Below are 14,502 nucleotides of genomic sequence, written 5' to 3' on the forward strand. Positions count from 1 at the left end.
ATGGCGATCTCGTTTCTGCTTGATGGTGAGCGGATTGATCTTGAGACGCTCGATCCGACGGGTTTGGTGCTCGACTTTTTGCGCACGCAGCTTCGCCGCACCGGCACCAAGGAGGGCTGCGCGGAAGGCGACTGCGGTGCCTGTACGGTGCTGGTCGGGACGCTGGAGGCGGGACCCAAGGTTCAGTGGCGCACGCTCAATTCCTGCATCCAGTTCCTCCCCATGCTGCACGGCAAGGCGCTGATGACGGTGGAGAGCCTCGCACATGACGGTATTCCCAATCCGCTGCAGGCCTGTATGGCGGCCAACGGTTCCTCGCAGTGCGGCTTCTGCACGCCGGGTTTCGTCATGTCGCTCCATGGCCGCGCCATTGGCGCAACCGGCTGCGAGCTCCCGGTCGAGGACGTGATTGCGGGCAACTTGTGCCGCTGCACCGGCTATGGCCCCATCCTGGAGGCCGCGCAGGAGGTGCCGGTTCTTGCGCAGGACGATGCCGCCCTGATCCCGCAACTTGCCGAGATCGCAGGAACACCGGCCTCGGGCGAGTGGCAGGGGCGGCGCTGGTTCGCCCCGCGCAGCCCGGATGAGTTGGCTGGGCTCCTGCGCGAGCATCCCGATGCCACGCTTGTGGCCGGAGCGACCGACGTGGGCCTGTGGGTGACCAAGGGCCTGAAGGTCCTCGACACCGTGATCTTCATCGGGGATATCGTCGAGCTGGCCGCAATCGAAGCAACCGATGAAGCGCTGGTCCTCGGTGCCAATGTCCGTCACGCCGAGGCTCATGCGGCTTTGGCGCAGCTGCATCCCGACCTGGGCGAACTGTGGCGCCGCTTTGCCGCGCTGCAGGTTCGCAACGCGGGCACCATCGGCGGCAACATCGCCAACGGTTCGCCCATCGGCGATGGCCCGCCGGCGCTGATCGCGCTTGGCGCGCAGCTTGTGCTGCGCAGCATCGAAGGTACGCGCACGCTGCCGCTCGAGGACTTCTTTCTCGCATATGGCAAGCAGGACCTGCGCGACGGCGAGTTCGTGGCCGGGGTGCGCATACCGCGCCCCGCGCCCGGTACGGTGATCCACATCGCCAAACTCTCGCGCCGTTTCGACAGCGATATTTCGGCGGTGTGCGGGGCTTTTGCGCTGACACTGGAGGACCAGCAGATCGCGTCGGCCCGCGTGTCCTTTGGCGGTATGGCGGCAACCCCGCGCCGCGCGGCGGCGTGCGAGGCCGCGCTGGTCGGCGCGCCCTTCACGATGGAAACGATGGAGCGTGCAGCCGAGGCTCTACGCGAGGATTTCACGCCGCTCGACGACGTGCGTGGCTCATCCGCCTACCGCCTCGAAGCGGCGGGCAATCTGCTGCGTCGCCTCTGGCTGCGCGAACAAGGCGGGGCGGTTTCGGTGCTGGACATGGAGGCGCTTGATGGCTGAGCGCGATCCCGAACCGGGCGCGGTCGTTCTGGCCAGGCCCTCGCACCCGCACGAGAGCGCGCATCTGCACGTGACGGGCGCAGCGCGTTATGCCGATGACCTCGCCGAACCGGGCGATATGCTGCACTTGTGCTTTGGCCAAAGCAGCGAGGCCCACGCCCGTATCGTGTCGATGGATCTCGAGGCGGTGCGCACGGCGCCCGGTGTTCACAGTGTCTACACCGCCGCCGACATTCCCGCCGCCAACGATGTCGCACCCGTCGCGCACGACGATCCGCTGCTGGCCGAAGACGAAGTGGTAAGCCACGGCCAGGCGCTGTTCCTCGTCGCGGCAACCAGCCGCGAGGCCGCCCGGCGCGCGGCACGCCTTGCGAAAGTCGAATACGAACCGCTTGACGCCGCAATCACGCCGGCACAGGCGCGCGCGGCAAACAGCCTCATCGAGCCCACGCAGCGCATGGCGCGCGGCGATGCCGGGGCCGCACTGGCTTCCGCTCCGCACCGCGCCCGCGGTTCTTTCGAGATGGGCGGGCAGGACCACTTCTATCTGGAAGGCCAGATTGCGGTCGCGACCCCCGGCGAGGATGGCGCGGTGCATATCGTCAGCTCCACCCAGCACCCCAGCGAAGTGCAGCATCTCGTCGCGCACATGCTCGGCCTCACTTCGGCCGACGTGACGGTAGAAGTACGGCGCATGGGCGGGGCCTTCGGCGGCAAGGAGACGCAGGCCGCGCTTTTTGCCGCGGCGGCCGCGCTGGTGGCTGCGAGGACCGGCCGTCCCGCCAAGCTGCGCTGCGACCGGGACGACGACATGGTGATGACCGGCAAGCGTCACCCTTTCGAAGTCGCCTACGAGGTGGGCTACGATGAGGAGGGGCATCTCCTGGCGCTGTCGCTGTTCCTGTCGAGCCCGTGCGGCGCAAGCGTCGATCTCTCGCCCGCGATCAACGACCGCGCGATGTTCCACGCGGACAACTGCTACTACCTGCCCGACGTGGAGATCGTCTCGGAACGGCTCAAGACTAACACCGTCTCGGCCACCGCCTTCCGGGGCTTCGGCGGTCCTCAGGGGATGCTCGCGATCGAGCGTATCCTCGATGACGTTGCCGCGCGGCTGGACCGCGATCCGCTCGAGGTGCGTCTTGCCAATCTCTACGCGACCGGACGCAGCGAAACGCCCTATGGCATGGAGATCAGGGACAACATCGCGCCCGAAATGATCGCGCGCCTGCGCGAAACCGCGCGCTACGATGCGCGCAGCAAGGCGATTGATGCGTTCAATGCGCAAAGCCCTGTGATCAAGCGCGGCATTGCGCTGACGCCGGTCAAGTTCGGCATCAGCTTCACGACGACGCACCTCAACCAGGCGGGCGCTCTCGTCCATGTCTATGCGGACGGTTCGATCCAGGTGAACCATGGCGGGACCGAGATGGGGCAGGGGGTCTACGTCAAGGTGGCGCAAGTCGTGGCCGATGTCTTCGGCGTAGCGCTCGACACCATTCGCTGCACCGCGACCCGTACCGACAAGGTACCCAACACCTCGGCGACGGCGGCGAGTTCCGGGGCCGACCTCAACGGCATGGCCGCCTTCAACGCGGCGTCCACGATCAAGGCGCGCCTCGTCGATTTCCTGTCGCGCACGTACGCCTGTGCGCCTGAGGATGTGACGTTCGGGGCCGATGGTGTGCAGGCAGGCGCGGCCAGGCTCACCTTCGGCGAAGTGGCGCGGCGCGCGCAGATCGGCCGCGTATCGCTCAGTTCCACCGGCTTCTACGCGACGCCGGACATTGCCTACGACCGGGCTGCCCACAAGGGCCGTCCGTTCTACTACTTCTCGTATGGCGCGGCGGTGAGCGAGGTCGCGGTGGACACGCTGACCGGCGAGCACAAGGTGCTGGCCGTCGACATCCTCCACGACGTGGGCGCCTCACTCAACCCGGCCATCGACAAGGGCCAGATCGAGGGCGGGTTCGTACAGGGGCAGGGCTGGCTCACCACCGAGGAACTGGTCTGGGATGCGAAGGGGCGCCTGCTCACCCACAGCCCGGCGACCTACAAGATCCCGACCGCTTCGGACCGCCCGAAACGCCTGACCATCGAACTGTGGGACGGGCAGAACGTGGAGCCCACGATCAACCGCTCCAAGGCCGTGGGCGAACCTCCCTTCATGCTTGCAATCTCGGTCTTTTCTGCGCTCAACCGCGCGGTCGGGGCCTGTGTGCCTGAGGCGCGGTGCCTGCCCCCACTCGATGCACCGGCAACGCCGGAAAAGGTGTTGGCCGCGATTGCGGGGCATCGCAAGGAGGGCACGGCGGCATGACCCAGTGGATCGGTTGGCTGCGGCGTCTCGAGGCCGGCCCTTGTGCCATGGTTTCCGTGCTCGCGACCGAGGGCTCGGCGCCGCGCGGGGGCGGCACGCGCATGCTGGTGACCGCGAGGGAGCAGCAGGGCACCATCGGCGGTGGTCAGCTGGAATACCGCGCAGTCGAACAGGCGCGCGCGATCCTTGACCGCCCGGTCGGGACCTGGCGCGTGCAGGACTATCCGCTCGGGCCTCTCCTTGGCCAATGTTGCGGCGGGCGTGTGTGTCTCCTCATTGAGCATCTTGATCCCGCAGGGCTCGACTGGCTGCACGAGGCCGAGCCCGGTCGCATGCTGGAGACCTGCTTCGAGGACGGCGCGGTGCGGCGGCGCATCCATGACCGCGAGACGGCGACACGCCAGTCCGCGCGCGGAGACAAGCCGGTCGCGGGCGCGCGGATCATTGAGCCGGTGGGGGAGCGTCCGCGTCCGGTCTATCTTTTCGGAGCGGGCCATGTCGGGCAGGCCATCGCGCGGCATGCGACGGGCCTTCCGCTTCAACTGGCCTGGTTCGACATTCGTCCGGAACTGGCCGATCTCGACGGGGTGACCATCGTCGATGTCGAGGACATTGCGACCTGCATCGAGGAAGCGCCGCCCGAGGCGGCCATCGCGATCCTGACGCACGACCATCCGCTCGACTACCACCTGACCCTGGCTGCGCTGCGACGCGATCCGGTCGCCTTCGTGGGCCTGATCGGCTCGTCCACCAAGATTGCCCGCTTCCGCTCGCGCCTCAAGGCCGATGGTATCTCCGACGAGGCCCTCGCGCGCCTGACAACGCCCATCGGGGTGCCGGGGGTGAAAGGCAAGGAGCCCGACGTGATCGCGATTTCGGTGCTCGCCCAGCTTCTCCAGCTGAGGGGGCAGTAATGGCCTTGCGCGCGTTCCGGGGGGAGTTCCTGTCGCTGACCTGTGATCCGCGCGATGCAGGGGCCGACGGTGAGAGGGCGATCCGTTACGAGGCGGATGGTCTCCTTGTGGTCGAGGACGGGATCGTCGTGGCGCGCGGGCACCATGCCGACCTGTCCGGGCGCTTCGCCCAGGTGCCGACCGAGACGCTGCCCGGCCTTGTCGTGCCGGGCTTCATCGATGCCCACGTCCACTATCCGCAGATGGACAGCATGGCCGCGCATGGCGAGCAATTGCTCGACTGGCTGGAGCGCCACATCTTCCCGGCCGAGATGGCCTTTGCCGAGCGCGCCCACGCTGACGCGCTGGCGCAGGCATTCCTGACCGAAATGCTGCGCAACGGAACGACGAGCGCGCTGGTCTTTGCAACGGTCCATGAACATTCGGTCGACGCGCTGTTCGAGGCGGCGCTGGCGCGGCGCATGCGGGTCATCTCGGGCAAGGTGCAGATGGACGAAGGCCCCGAGGGCCTGCGCGACAGTGTCGCCTCGGGCCGGGCCGGGAGCGAGGCGCTGCTGCGGCGCTGGCGCGGACGTGGGCGGCTGGGCTATGCACTGACCCCGCGTTTCGCGCTGACCTCCAGCGACGCGCAGCTCGCCGATGCGGGCGCCTTCCTAGCTGAGCATCCCGAGGTTCTTCTGCACACGCACCTGGCCGAGAATGTCCACGAGTGCGCGGCCGTCGCGGCGCGCTTCCCCGATGCGGCGGACTATCTTGATGTTTACGACCGCTTCGGCCTCGTCGGGCCGCGTTCGGTTTTCGCGCATGGCATTCATCTCCTTGACCGGGCCTGCGCGCGCCTGCACGAAAGCGGGGCGGGCATCGCGGTCTGTCCCAGCTCCAACCTGTTCCTGGGGTCGGGCCATTTCGACTTCGGGCAGGCGGACCGTTTTGGTGTGAAGCTGGGGCTGGGCAGCGACGTCGGGGCGGGCACGACCTTCTCGTTGCTGCACACGGCGGGCCTTGCTTACCAGGCGGCGCTGGCGCGCGAGGACCGGCTTTCTCCCTTCCGTGCGCTGTACCTCGCAACACTGGGAAGTGCGCAGCTTCTGGGTATTGCCGACAAGGTCGGGGCGCTGGAGGTCGGGCAGGAGGCGGACTTTGTGGTGCTGGACCCTGCCGCGACCCCGCTTCTTGCACGCCGTACACAGGACGCTCCTCTTGCGCAGCGGCTGTTTGCGCTTCAGGTTCTGGGCGATGACCGGGCCGTGGCCCGCACCTACGTTCTGGGCGGGTGCGCCTGGGAAAGGACAGCATGATGACCGATCTCGACACGTTTATTGCAAGGCTTCCCAAGGCCGAACTGCACCTGCATATCGAGGGGAGCCTCGAGCCCGAGCTGATGTTCGAGCTGGCCCGCCGCAACCAGGTCGAGATCCCCTATGCGAGCGTGGAGGAGGTGCGCGCGGCCTATGCCTTCACCAGGCTTCAGGACTTCCTCGACATCTACTACGCAGGCGCCAATGTGCTGCGCACGCGGTGCGATTTTCACGACATGGCCATGGCCTATTTCGACCGGGCCGCGAGGGACGGGGTGGTCCATGCCGAGCTGATGTTCGACCCCCAGACCCACACCGATCGCGGCATTCCCTTTGCCGAGGTGATCGAGGGGCTGCTCTCGGCAATGGAGGAGGCGCGTACGAAACACGGCATGACCAGCTGCCTCATCCTCTCCTTCCTGCGGCATCTGAGCGAAGAGGCCGCCTTTGAGACCCTTGCGGCGGCCGAGCCCTGGCTCGACCGGATCGCGGCGGTGGGGCTGGATTCCAGCGAGGTCGGCCATCCCCCGATCAAGTTCGCACAGGTCTTTGCTGCGGCGCGCGAAAAGGGCCTGAAGCTCACCGCGCACGCGGGCGAGGAGGGGCCGCCGGAATATGTCTACCAGGCGCTCGACCTGATCGATGTCGACCGGATCGATCACGGCAACCGCGCGCTGGAGGATCCGGTACTGACCAGGCGGCTGGCGGACAGCGGCATGGCGCTGACGGTCTGTCCGCTCTCGAACCTCAAGCTCTGCGTGATCGACGACATCGTGCAGCACCCCATCGACGCCATGCTCAAGGCGGGCCTGAAGGCGACGCTCAATTCCGATGATCCGGCCTATTTCGGGGGCTACATCGCGGACAACTATCGGGCCGTTGCAGAGGCGCGCGGGCTGGGGCGCGAGGACCTGGTGACGCTGGCGCGCAACAGCTTCACCGGATCGTTCCTGCCGGAAGAGGATATCGCGCGCCATCTGGCTGCGATCGACGCCTTCGTCGCCGAGGTCGCCTGATGCACAGGCGTGCCTGCGCTGCACTGGCGCTGCTTGTGGCCCTGTTCCTCGCGCCGGTGGCGGCTCTTGCGGCGCAAGCGGAGGAAGGGGCACCGCGCAAGGTCATCATCGAGGATGAGGGCTTTGCGCTCATGCACCTCATGCTTTTGGAAAGCCGCAAGATTACGTCGTGGGCATCACCACGGTCTCGGGCGATGTCTGGGCCAACCGGGCGACAGCGCTGGCGCTGCGCGGGCTGGGACTGACGGGCCGCGAAGATATCCCCGTCGCGCAAGGGGCGACCTTTCCGCTCCTCAACTCCGAGGCGGCGACCGCGCGCTGGGAGGGCCTTTACGGCAAGCTTGTCTGGAAAGGCGCGTGGATGCGCGACTGGGTCGAGCCCACCGTGCAGTCGACGCCCGAATACCATGGCCCCTTTGATCCGGTGGAGCTGCCCGGTGGCAACTCGCACTTGCAGAAGTCGGAGGAGATCGCGGCGAATTTCCTGATCCGGATGGTGCACCAGTACCCGGGCGAGATCACGATCGTGGCCTGCGGGCCACTCACCAACCTCGCGCTCGCCCAGCGTCTCGATCCCCAGTTCGCAAGCCTGGTGGGCGAACTCGTCTACATGGGTGGCAGCTTCAATCCGCAGCAGGTGCTCAAGGACCAGTCCGCAGCGGAGTTCGCGCGCGAGTTCGAGAACACCCCGCGGCGCGAGTTCAACGTCGCCTTCGATCCCGAGGCGGCGAGCATCGTTTCGCGCAGCCCCTGGCGCAAGCTGACGGTGATCCCGGTCGATCCCTCCACCGCGACCCAGCGCACGCCCGGACTTCTGGCGCGGCTGGAGAAGGCGGCGCCCAGCAAGGTCGCGGCGTTCATCGCAGGCCTTGAACCGGGCTTCCCGCTCTGGGACGAGATCGCGGCGGGCTATGTGCTGGATCCGGGTATCGTCACCAAGGCGGACCAGCTCTACGTCGATTACGTCACCGATTTCGGGCCCAAGTACGGTGCCACGCTGAGCTGGCACGAACACTACCAACCCGGTCTCGGCGAGCGCAAGGCGAACGTGGTTCTGGCAATCGACCCGGCGAGGCTGGAGGACCTGATGGTCACGGCCATGCGCGAAGGGGCCCAGCGGCAGGGCAACTGATCGGATGGATTGGCGCGGTATCCTCGCGTCGAGCGGTTTGCCCGATGTCCTGGCGGCCTATGATGCCCGTGTGGTCGGCACCTTCCCGCTCGGACTGGACGTTGCGGGCAGCGATGTGGACATCGTTTGCCATGCGCCCGATGCGAAGGCGTTTGCGCACGAGCTTTGGGCGCGTTTCGCACAGAGCGAGCACTTCGCCCTGCGGCAGTGGGTGCAGGGGGAGCGGGCGGTGATCGCGCAGTTTTCCATCTGCGATCTGCCCCTCGAAGTCTTCGGCGCGCCAGTGCCGGTCGCGATGCAGGCGGGGTGGCGCCACTTCGAGGTGGAACGGCGCTTGCTGGCCCTGGGTGGAGTTGCCTTCCACGCTGCGGTGCGAGAAGTGCGGCGCACCGGGGTCAAGACCGAACCGGCCTTCGCACAGGTTCTGGGACTTGCAGGAGATCCTTACGCGCGGCTGTTCGAGCTGGCCTCGGCGCGCGATGGCCAACTGCGCGGCACTCTTGCGCAGGCGGGCTTTGCCTAGAGCCACATGCGAAACGGGCCGGCGGAAGGTGTCTCTCCGCCGGCCCGCGTTAGCTGTGCCTCAGTTCTCGCCTTCGTGGAGCCAGTGCTCGGTCTGGGGCGGAATGAACTCGATGATGCGGTCGAGGAGGCGCTCGGGGTTGTCGTCGACCAGCAGCATGTCGCGGTGGCGGTCCTGGAGGAAGCCCTCGGAGACGATCTTGTCGACGAACTGGATGAGGCCGTTGTAGAAATCGCCCACGTTGAGCAGGCCCACGGGCTTGGCGTGGTAGCCCAGCTGCGACCAGCACCAGGCCTCGAACATCTCCTCGAAGGTGCCGATGCCGCCCGGAAGGGTGACGAAGCCATCGGAGAGCTTGGCCATCAGCGCCTTGCGTTCGTGCATGGACTTGACCACGTGCAGCTCGGTGATGCCCTGGTGGTCCTTCTCGCGCGCGCGGAGCGCCTCGGGGATCACGCCGATCACCTCGCCGCCCGCCGCGCAGACCGCGTCCGCGATCACGCCCATCAGGCCCACTTCGCCCCCGCCATAGACAAGGCCGATGCCCCGCTTGGCGAGAAGCGTGCCGAACTGCTCGGCCGTCTCGCGGTAGATCGGGTTACGGCCGGGGGAGGAACCGAGGTAGACACAGATGCGCATGAACGGGATCTTCTTTCTGCTATCGCACGGGAGGGGCAGGCACGAAGGCCTCAGGCAAGCCTTTCAGGTACCGAAAGCGCTTCGGCGGTAATGGTTTCCCGGGTCGAGACCGATTCCCAGGGGAAGACGAACCAGCGCTTGTCGTGGCTGCGATCGATGGTCTGGGCCCAGTAGTCGGTCTTCGCGCGCGAGCTGGTGTTGGTGATGATGACCGCAAAGCGCACGAAGCTGGCGTCCGCGCCCAGTTCGGCAAGGCGCGCGCGCAGGAATTCGATGGTGCCGCCGCTGTCGTTGATGTCGTCGATGAACAGCAGCTTCTTGCCCTCGCCGCTCATCACCGCGAGCTTGGCGAGGAGCTCGTCGGCGAAGTCGGGCTGCTTGGCCGAGTGGTCGATCGAGAGCATGGGGACGTCGAGCTGGTGCGAGACGTAGCACCCCGGAACGAGGCCGCCGCGGCCGATCCCGATCACGAAATCGGGCATCCAGTCGCTGTCGGCGACCTTGCGCGAGACAACGCGCACCTTGGCAAGGAAGTCCTCGTAGTATTCGAGGTACTGCAGTTGGGGCTCGGACGTGTCGTCCATGGGGGACTCCTGAGAGGAAAGCTTGGGGGAGGGAGAGCCTTCCGAATTACCCAATTCCGGCCCTGCAAACAATATTGGAACGCGCGCTATTCCCCCGCCTCGCGCGCCGTATCTGTCCCGAAACCGGCCAGCGCGCTGCGGTGGTCGAGGCGGGTGTAGCCATTGCCGATCTCGCGCAGGACCAGCGCTGCTGCATAGGACGGCGTGCGCGTCGAGGCGGTGCACAATGCCAGCGTCATGGGCCGCAGCAGCGGTTCGGCAATGCGCGTGAACTGGAGGCGGCCTTCCTGCACCTCGGTCATGACATCGAGCGAGGTGAGGATGCCGATCCCTGCGCCCTGGCGTACAAGTGCCGCTATCATCTGGATATTGTCGGAGGTGACGCGCCGCTTGAGGGGCACGCTGGTGGCGGCTTCGAGAAGGGCGACCTGCTGGCCGACGGCCAGCGGCTCACCCGGTGCAATGATGGGTTCGCCCACGCATTGCGAGAAGCGGGCCTCCTCGCGCGCGCCGAAGGGATGGCCGGGCGGGGTGACGAAGCCGAGCACCACTTCCACGTAGGCGCGCACGTTCAACTCGCGCAGCGATTGGGGATCGAACATGATGCCGCAATCGACTTCGCCCTCGGCGACCGCGCGGCGTACCGAATCGTTGTCGAGAACGCGCAGGGAGATCGTGATGCCGGGATAGTCGCGCTGGATGCGGTGGACGGTTTCGGGAATGTAGCCGCGGGTGAGGGCATCGATCACCGCGATCTCGACGTGGCCGCGCTTGAGCCCGCGCAGGTCCTCGATCCGCGCGCGGACCTCGGTCATGCCCTTTTCCCACTGGTGGGCGCTGGCCATCATCAGTTCGCCCGCCGCGGTCAGCTTGAGACCGGTGGGCAGGCGCTCGAACAGCGGCATGCCCAGCTCGGCCTCGACGTTGAGGATCTGGCGGTCGATGGCCGAGGCCGACAGGTTCAACTCGTCCGCAGCCTTGCGGATCGAGCCGAGGCGGCCCACGGCCATGAAGTAGCGCAGGAAGCGCGAGAATGCCGGCATCGCGTGATGGTGTCCCCAAGGTGCGCGCTTTTCGGCAACGCATTTCGGGTCAGCATTGCATTTTGCCGGGCGCTGTCAAGCGCGCCCGGCGCAGCTAGGCTAGGGAACTTAATCAGCAAACCCCAGAGTTTGCAGGAAAGAAACGAGGTAACGGAAAGAGGATTTCCGAGGGCCATCGCCCTCGGGCTCCCCAAACTGTCGAAGTCACCTTTGTCGCGCCGACTTGGCCGAGAAAGGGGAGTTCGCCGATTCCGGGGGCAAGGGGTGATGACCCCTTGAAGACGTAGTTCTTTCCATGGCCCTTTCCCTCTAGGCGGCCACCGCGCGGCATTCGAGCCGGTCGGAGATGCGCGTGGCTACCGCGTGAAGACGGTCGGCGTAGCGCGCGATCGCGGTCTGCTCGTTCATGGCGTTGAAGAAGTAGGTCAGCGTGAGCGTCGCTTCCACCTCGCCGTCGGCGACGATCGGCACCGCGATGGAGGCGGTCCGGTTGGCCTCGCGCGAGGTGTAGGGAGCCGCGCTTACGCCGCGGGCGCGGATCTGTTCGAGGCGGGCGAGGAAGGCCTCGCGCTCGAAGTTGGGATCAAGGCCCCAGCGGTTGCGCTCCGCACTGTCGAGGATCGCGTGGACGCGCGCGGTCGGCAGGGCCGAGAGGTAGGCGCGGCCGGTGGTGCTGCTTAGCAGCGGGATGGTGACGCCAGGATTGCACGGTTCGAAGGTCATCGAGGTCTGGGCGTGCGTCGATTCGCGCACGACCATACGCTGGCCAACGCGTACCGAGACGAAGACCGGCCAGCCGATGTCGCGGGTGAGCGCGGCGATGGGCTCGCGACTCGCTTCGCTCAAGGGGCCGTCCGAGCGGTAGCCGTGGGCCAGCGATTCGACGAGCGCGGTCGGGCGGTAGGTCTTGGACGTCGGCTCCTGCTCGACGAGTCCCTCGTGGACGAGCGTCTGCACGATGCGAAAGACCGTGGGATAGGGCAGATTGCCGATGCGCGCGATGTCCATCAGCGGCAGCGGACCATGCGAATTGATGACTTGCAGGACCGAGATGGACCGGCAGACGGAGCGAATTGGAACCCCTTCCATTTGTGTACTTCCCCCTGTGTTCGCGCGGTTTCGCGTCGTGGTGGTAGGAGGATCGGCAAATTGCGCTGCGCTGCAGCCGAAAATGCAAAGTGTTTCCACCTAATGGAAACTTTTTCAAAAAATTCGTTCTGTGAGAGGGGCTTCAGGTCGATCTCAGGGGCAATTCGGCGTGACGTCGTGCGCGATTTGGGCGGCGGTTTCCCTGAGTGGCTGCACATAGCGTTCCCGCGCGACATCGGACTTCATCGCGGCGGAGAAGTAGGTCAGCGTGAGAACCGCGAGGATGCGCTCGCCATAGAGCACCGGCACCGAGATCGAGGAGGTCTTGTTCTCATCGCCGAACAGCGAGGGGCGCCACGCGTAGCCCTCGCGCCGAATGCGGGCGAGTGCCTCGAACATGGTCTCCTGGCGGTCCGCATCCGCCGCTTCGCCGCCGGTGTGGTAGTCGCTGCCCCAGTTCACCAGGTCGCGGGCATGGTCCTCGGGCAGATAGGCCAGCCAGGCAAGACCCGTCGCGCTTCCCTCCATCGGCATGGCCGAACCCGCTTCCCAGTTGTGGAAGGTGAGCGTGGTCTCGTGGTGGGTCGAGGCGCGAATGACCATGCGCGAGCCGACCCGCACCGACAGCAGCAGCGGCCAGCCCACCTCGCGGGTCAGCGCGCTCATGTGTGGCTGCGCGCGCGAGCGCAGAGCGCTGTCGTCGTACCCGCTCGACAGCGTGTGGACGAGCGCGGTCGCCCGGTAGCGCTTGCCGCTGGCGTCACGCTCGATCAGTCCTTCGTGGACCAGCGTCTGCACGATGCGGAACATCGTGGGGTAGGGCAGGTTCTCGATGCGGACGAGGTCGGTGAGCGAGACTTCGCGCTCATGGTTGATCGTGCGCAGCACCGAGAGCGTGCGGCTGACCGCCCGGATGGGAACCCCGTTGTCCACTGCCTGCGCCTGTCCTTCCGCGTTGCTCGTGCCGGTGCGGGCCCAGAGTGCGGTTCGGTCGGGAGGCCAGCAAGCGGTTCGTTCGCAAGTTGGGCGCAGGAGGGCCGAACTTGTGCCTGTTCCTCCGCCACGCGGATAAACAGGGCGGTGTCAGGCGGGGGCTTCACGCGGCGGCAGCGTGACCAACGGCATGGCAAGCAGCGTCGCGGCAAGCAGCGCACCGCCCCAGAACAGCGGCGCCGCTTCGCCCTGGAGGTCGTAGAGCGGACCTGCCGCCAGCGGTCCTAGGACGCGGCCCAGGGCGTTGGCCGACTGCATGACCCCGAGCCCGGTCCCTTGCGCATGTGCGGGCGAGGCCATCGAGACCAGCCCCGAGATCGCCGGGTTGACGAGGGCGAAGCCGCTGGAGGTCAGGAACAGGCCGATACCGGCCAGCACGAGGCCATGGGCAAAGCCAAGGACAACCAGCCCGGCGGCGATGATCGCGAGTGAGAGGGCGAGCATGGCGGCCTCGCCCAGATGCTTGGCAACAGGGCCTGTGACGGTGAACTGGGTTACCGTGGTGACAAGGCCCATGGCGCCGAACAGCAGGCCAATGCCAAGCGGATCAAGGCTCAGCACGTCGTCGGCAAAGAGCGCGAGGATCGCCTCCATCTGGGCAAAGGCAATCGAGACCATGAGCGCAAAGCCGATGGCCGCAGCAAAGCCGGGGCGGCGCAGCAGAGGGCCCTTGTCGGCCGCGCTGGGCTCACTGGTGATGGGTGCGGCCTCGGGCCGCGTCTCGGGCATCAGCCACCAGGTCAGAAGCGCGGCGACCAGGCCCAGCAGCGCGCCCACCACGCAGACCAGCGCAAAGGCGCTGTCTTCGCCTGTAAAGCTGGCGGTCACGCCGCCAATGGCCGGACCGAAGATGAAGCCGAGCGAGAAGCCGGCGCTGACGATGCCCATGACATGTGTGCGGTTGTCGCGCGTGGAGAGGTCCGAGGCCACCGCGAAGGTGATCGAGAAACTGCCCGTGGCAAGCCCGCTCACGAAGCGGGCAGCCAGCAGTGTCAGGGGCGTAAGCGCGAAGATGTGAAGGACATAGACGAACGCGCCCACGGCCAGACCACCGATCATCACCGGGCGGCGCCCCCAGCGGTCCGACCAGCGCCCCCACAGCGGACTGGAGAGGAACTGGCCGAGCGAGAAGGCGGCGACCGCGCCTGCAATCTCGATCCCGCTCGCCCCGATCTGGCGGCTGTAGATGGCAAAGACCGGGAACATCAGCCCGAAGCCTGCCAGGGAGACGAAGTTGACAAGGATGATCGCGATCAGCGCGCGGCGCCGAAGCGACTGGGCCGTGGTGTCATCGCGGGCAGCAAGCGGGGCATCGGACATCGGGAAGCTAGGCCTTGGATTGGAGAACCTGACGAGGAACGTCTGGCCTGATTGCCTGTGAAGGGAAAGGGGCCGCGTGGCCGTGGTCGCAAGCCGGAAAGGAAACCATTTCGAGGGCCATCGCCCTCGGGCTCCCCAACCTGTCCACCTCGCCCCTCATGCGCCGTCGTGGCGCAGCCAGGTGAGGTGGACTGTTATGGGGG

13 protein-coding genes are annotated in these 14,502 nt (G+C 66.7%); 7 read left to right on the forward strand and 6 right to left on the reverse strand.

Annotated features, from left to right (window positions below):
- The 7 genes from xdhA (at position 1) to MBENS4_RS10815 (ending at position 8,631) form a co-directional block, all read left to right on the forward strand.
- Positions 1 to 1,428 carry a xanthine dehydrogenase small subunit gene (gene xdhA, locus MBENS4_RS10785; protein ID WP_039390699.1) on the forward strand — a complete coding sequence of 476 codons (1,428 nt, stop codon included), beginning with the start codon at positions 1 to 3 and terminating at the stop codon, positions 1,426 to 1,428.
- Entirely contained in the window at positions 1,421 to 3,748 is a 2,328-nt protein-coding gene (gene xdhB, locus MBENS4_RS10790) for a xanthine dehydrogenase molybdopterin binding subunit (protein ID WP_039390701.1), read from the forward strand. The genes xdhA and xdhB overlap by 8 nt, the downstream gene beginning before the upstream one ends.
- A complete protein-coding gene (gene xdhC, locus MBENS4_RS10795; protein ID WP_039390703.1) occupies positions 3,745 to 4,662 on the forward strand; it encodes a xanthine dehydrogenase accessory protein XdhC in 918 nt (305 codons plus the stop codon). The genes xdhB and xdhC overlap by 4 nt, the downstream gene beginning before the upstream one ends.
- Positions 4,662 to 5,960 carry a guanine deaminase gene (guaD, locus tag MBENS4_RS10800; protein WP_039390704.1) on the forward strand — a complete coding sequence of 433 codons (1,299 nt, stop codon included), beginning with the start codon at positions 4,662 to 4,664 and terminating at the stop codon, positions 5,958 to 5,960. Before xdhC ends, guaD begins: the two co-directional genes overlap by 1 nt.
- Positions 5,960 to 6,976, forward strand: a complete 1,017-nt coding sequence (locus tag MBENS4_RS10805; protein ID WP_039390706.1) for an adenosine deaminase — start codon at positions 5,960 to 5,962, stop codon at positions 6,974 to 6,976. Before guaD ends, MBENS4_RS10805 begins: the two co-directional genes overlap by 1 nt.
- 169 nt (positions 6,977 to 7,145) lie before the next feature.
- Complete coding sequence (locus MBENS4_RS10810; protein ID WP_242404872.1) at positions 7,146 to 8,108, forward strand: nucleoside hydrolase; 963 nt, start codon at positions 7,146 to 7,148, stop codon at positions 8,106 to 8,108.
- A 4-nt stretch (positions 8,109 to 8,112) separates the two neighbouring features.
- Entirely contained in the window at positions 8,113 to 8,631 is a 519-nt protein-coding gene (locus MBENS4_RS10815; RefSeq protein ID WP_039390708.1) for a DUF4269 domain-containing protein, read from the forward strand.
- Positions 8,632 to 8,691: 60 nt separating this feature from the next.
- Here MBENS4_RS10815 and MBENS4_RS10820 read toward each other — a convergent pair whose 3' ends face one another.
- From MBENS4_RS10820 to MBENS4_RS10845, 6 genes are all read right to left on the reverse strand, one after another.
- On the reverse strand, positions 8,692 to 9,270 hold the full coding sequence (locus MBENS4_RS10820; protein WP_039390710.1) for an LOG family protein: 579 nt from the start codon (positions 9,268 to 9,270) through the stop codon (positions 8,692 to 8,694).
- Positions 9,271 to 9,320: 50 nt separating this feature from the next.
- Positions 9,321 to 9,854, reverse strand: a complete 534-nt coding sequence (locus tag MBENS4_RS10825; RefSeq protein ID WP_039390713.1) for a phosphoribosyltransferase — start codon at positions 9,852 to 9,854, stop codon at positions 9,321 to 9,323.
- 86 nt (positions 9,855 to 9,940) lie between these two features.
- The gene (locus tag MBENS4_RS10830) at positions 9,941 to 10,897 is read right to left on the reverse strand and encodes a LysR family transcriptional regulator (RefSeq protein ID WP_052322194.1); all 957 of its coding nucleotides are present in this window, start codon (positions 10,895 to 10,897) and stop codon (positions 9,941 to 9,943) included.
- 309 nt (positions 10,898 to 11,206) lie between these two features.
- Positions 11,207 to 11,986, reverse strand: a complete 780-nt coding sequence (locus MBENS4_RS10835; protein ID WP_039390715.1) for an IclR family transcriptional regulator — start codon at positions 11,984 to 11,986, stop codon at positions 11,207 to 11,209.
- A 153-nt stretch (positions 11,987 to 12,139) separates the two neighbouring features.
- Positions 12,140 to 12,919, reverse strand: a complete 780-nt coding sequence (locus MBENS4_RS10840; protein WP_039390716.1) for an IclR family transcriptional regulator domain-containing protein — start codon at positions 12,917 to 12,919, stop codon at positions 12,140 to 12,142.
- Positions 12,920 to 13,069: 150 nt separating this feature from the next.
- A complete protein-coding gene (locus MBENS4_RS10845; RefSeq protein WP_039390718.1) occupies positions 13,070 to 14,299 on the reverse strand; it encodes an MFS transporter in 1,230 nt (409 codons plus the stop codon).
- Between the last annotated feature and the right edge of the window lie 203 nt (positions 14,300 to 14,502).

It is taken from the genome of Novosphingobium sp. MBES04, from assembly GCF_000813185.1.
Lineage (GTDB): Bacteria > Pseudomonadota > Alphaproteobacteria > Sphingomonadales > Sphingomonadaceae > Novosphingobium > Novosphingobium decolorationis.

Coding starts and splice junctions, on each gene's coding strand:
- MBENS4_RS10845 (WP_039390718.1), bottom strand. CDS start 14,299: ATGTCCGATGCCCCGCTTGCTGCCCGCGATGACACCACGGCCCAGTCG.
- MBENS4_RS10820 (WP_039390710.1), bottom strand. CDS start 9,270: ATGCGCATCTGTGTCTACCTCGGTTCCTCCCCCGGCCGTAACCCGATC.
- xdhA (WP_039390699.1), top strand. CDS start 1: ATGGCGATCTCGTTTCTGCTTGATGGTGAGCGGATTGATCTTGAGACG.
- MBENS4_RS10835 (WP_039390715.1), bottom strand. CDS start 11,986: ATGGAAGGGGTTCCAATTCGCTCCGTCTGCCGGTCCATCTCGGTCCTG.
- MBENS4_RS10825 (WP_039390713.1), bottom strand. CDS start 9,854: ATGGACGACACGTCCGAGCCCCAACTGCAGTACCTCGAATACTACGAG.
- xdhB (WP_039390701.1), top strand. CDS start 1,421: ATGGCTGAGCGCGATCCCGAACCGGGCGCGGTCGTTCTGGCCAGGCCC.
- guaD (WP_039390704.1), top strand. CDS start 4,662: ATGGCCTTGCGCGCGTTCCGGGGGGAGTTCCTGTCGCTGACCTGTGAT.
- MBENS4_RS10815 (WP_039390708.1), top strand. CDS start 8,113: ATGGATTGGCGCGGTATCCTCGCGTCGAGCGGTTTGCCCGATGTCCTG.
- MBENS4_RS10830 (WP_052322194.1), bottom strand. CDS start 10,897: ATGCCGGCATTCTCGCGCTTCCTGCGCTACTTCATGGCCGTGGGCCGC.
- xdhC (WP_039390703.1), top strand. CDS start 3,745: ATGACCCAGTGGATCGGTTGGCTGCGGCGTCTCGAGGCCGGCCCTTGT.
- MBENS4_RS10805 (WP_039390706.1), top strand. CDS start 5,960: ATGACCGATCTCGACACGTTTATTGCAAGGCTTCCCAAGGCCGAACTG.